This window comes from Exiguobacterium sp. s125 (assembly GCF_018618605.1).
GTDB lineage: Bacteria > Bacillota > Bacilli > Exiguobacteriales > Exiguobacteriaceae > Exiguobacterium_A > Exiguobacterium_A oxidotolerans.
Genome location: NZ_JACSMI010000014.1, coordinates 1731 through 4692, shown reverse-complemented (window position 1 = coordinate 4692; position 2962 = coordinate 1731). Strand labels below are relative to the sequence as shown.

Below are 2962 nucleotides of genomic sequence, written 5' to 3'. Positions count from 1 at the left end.
CCATGCTTCCACCCGTGACCTATCTACCTCATCGTCTCTGAGGGGTCTTTCTTGATTACTCAAAGGGAAATCTCATCTTGGAGGGGGCTTCATGCTTAGATGCTTTCAGCATTTATCCCGTCCGCACGTAGCTACCCAGCGATGCTCCTGGCGGAACAACTGGTACACCAGCGGTGCGTCCATCCCGGTCCTCTCGTACTAAGGACAGCTCTCCTCAAATTTCCTGCGCCCACGACGGATAGGGACCGAACTGTCTCACGACGTTCTGAACCCAGCTCGCGTACCGCTTTAATGGGCGAACAGCCCAACCCTTGGGACCTACTCCAGCCCCAGGATGCGATGAGCCGACATCGAGGTGCCAAACCTCCCCGTCGATGTGGACTCTTGGGGGAGATCAGCCTGTTATCCCCAGGGTAGCTTTTATCCGTTGAGCGATGGCCCTTCCATGCGGAACCACCGGATCACTAAGCCCGACTTTCGTCCCTGCTCGACTTGTAGGTCTCGCAGTCAAGCTCCCTTCTGCCTTTGCGCTCTACGAATGATTTCCAACCATTCTGAGGGAACCTTTGGGCGCCTCCGTTACTGTTTAGGAGGCGACCGCCCCAGTCAAACTACCCGCCTGACACGGTCCTCCAGCCGGATTACGGCTGCGAGTTAGAGACTCTATGCATGAAGGGCGGTATCCCAAGGGTGACTCCTCCGAAGCTGGCGCTCCGGTCTCGACGTCTCCCGCCTATCCTGTACATCATGCACAAAGCCTCAATATCAGGCTGTAGTAAAGCTCCATGGGGTCTTTCCGTCCTGTCGCGGGTAACCTGCATCTTCACAGGTACTATGATTTCACCGGGTCTCTCGTTGAGACAGTGCCCAAATCGTTACGCCTTTCGTGCGGGTCGGAACTTACCCGACAAGGAATTTCGCTACCTTAGGACCGTTATAGTTACGGCCGCCGTTTACTGGGGCTTCGGTTCAAAGCTTCGCTTGCGCTAACCCATCCCCTTAACCTTCCAGCACCGGGCAGGCGTCAGCCCCTATACGTCATCTTGCGATTTAGCAGAGACCTGTGTTTTTGCTAAACAGTCGTTTGGGCCTATTCACTGCGGCTCTACTCATGTAGAGCGTCCCTTCTCCCGAAGTTACGGGACCATTTTGCCGAGTTCCTTAACGAGAGTTATCCCGCGCGTCTTAGAATTCTCATCCCGCCTACCTGTGTCGGTTTACGGTACTGGCACCTTCCACCTCACTAGAGGCTTTTCTTGGCAGTGTGAAATCGTGACCTTCGTCCCTAGGGGACTCCGCGTCGTTCCTCGATCTTGGTGCCTGACGGATTTGCCAATCAGACGATCTCGAAACTTACACATGCACTTCCATCCGCATGCGTCACTATCCTCCTGCGTCCCCCCATTGTTCAAACGGTGGATCGGTGGTACAGGAATATCAACCTGTTATCCATCGCCTACGCCTTTCGGCCTCGGCTTAGGTCCAGACTAACCCTGAGCGGACGAGCCTTCCTCAGGAAACCTTGGGCTTTCGACGGAGGGGATTCTCACCCCTCTTTTCGCTACTCACACCGGCATTCTCACTTCCAAACGCTCCACTGCTCCTTCCGGTACAGCTTCACAGCGGTTTGGAACGCTCCCCTACCATTCCTTACGGAATCCGCAGCTTCGGTGGTATGTTTAGCCCCGTTACATTTTCGGCGCGGCGCCACTCGACTAGTGAGCTATTACGCACTCTTTGAATGGTGGCTGCTTCTAAGCCAACATCCTAGCTGTCTAGGCAGCGCCACATCCTTTTCCACTTAACATACACTTTGGGACCTTAGCTGGCGGTCTGGGCTGTTTCCCTCTTGACTACGGATCTTATCACTCGCAGTCTGACTCCCGAGTATAAGTTGCCGGCATTCGGAGTTTAACTGAATTCGGTAACCCTGTGGGGGCCCCTAGTCCAATCAGTGCTCTACCTCCGGAACTCTCAACCTCGAGGCTAGCCCTAAAGCTATTTCGGGGAGAACCAGCTATCTCCAGGTTCGATTGGCATTTCACCGCTACCCACACCTCATCCCCGCACTTTTCAACGTGCGTGGGTTCGGACCTCCAGTCAGTGTTACCTGACCTTCATCCTGGACATGGGTAGATCACCTGGTTTCGGGTCTACGACAACGCACTATGGCGCCCTATTCAGACTCGCTTTCGCTACGGCTCCGCCTCATCAGCTTAACCTCGCGCGCTATCGTAACTCGCCGGTTCATTCTACAAAAGGCACGCCATCACCCATTAACGGGCTCTGACTACTTGTAGGCATACGGTTTCAGGATCTATTTCACTCCCCTTCCGGGGTGCTTTTCACCTTTCCCTCACGGTACTGGTTCACTATCGGTCACTAGGGAGTATTTAGCCTTGGGAGATGGTCCTCCCGGATTCCGACGGGGTTTCACGTGTCCCGCCGTACTCAGGATCCACTCTGGAGGGAAAACAGTTTCAGCTACAGGGCTGTCACCTTCTTCGGCCGACCTTTCCAGGTCATTCACCTACTGTCTTCCTTTTTGACTCCGTATAGAGTGTCCTACAACCCCGGAGAGCATGCTCTCCGGTTTGGGCTGTTCCCGTTTCGCTCGCCGCTACTCAGGGAATCGCATTTGCTTTCTCTTCCTCCGGGTACTTAGATGTTTCAGTTCCCCGGGTCTGCCTCACGCTACGCTATGTATTCACGTAACATGTCCCATCCCATTACGGATGGTGGGTTCCCCCATTCGGAAATCCTCGGATCAAAGCATACTTACTGCTCCCCGAAGCATATCGCTGTTCGTCGCGTCCTTCATCGGCTCCTAGTGCCAAGGCATCCACCGTACGCCCTTCATACCTTGATCTAGCATTTTGGTATTCTAAGAACACACGTCTAATGACATGGTTATAAAAAGTTTGATGTCTTGTTGATGTCTTCAGTTTTCAAGGTGCGAGTG

At 53.9% G+C, this 2962-nt stretch carries 1 rRNA gene; it reads right to left on the bottom strand.

From position 1 onward, the window contains the following. A 23S ribosomal RNA gene (locus KNQ05_RS15490) occupies positions 1-2869 on the bottom strand; the annotation flags it as partial. Between the last annotated feature and the right edge of the window lie 93 nt (positions 2870-2962).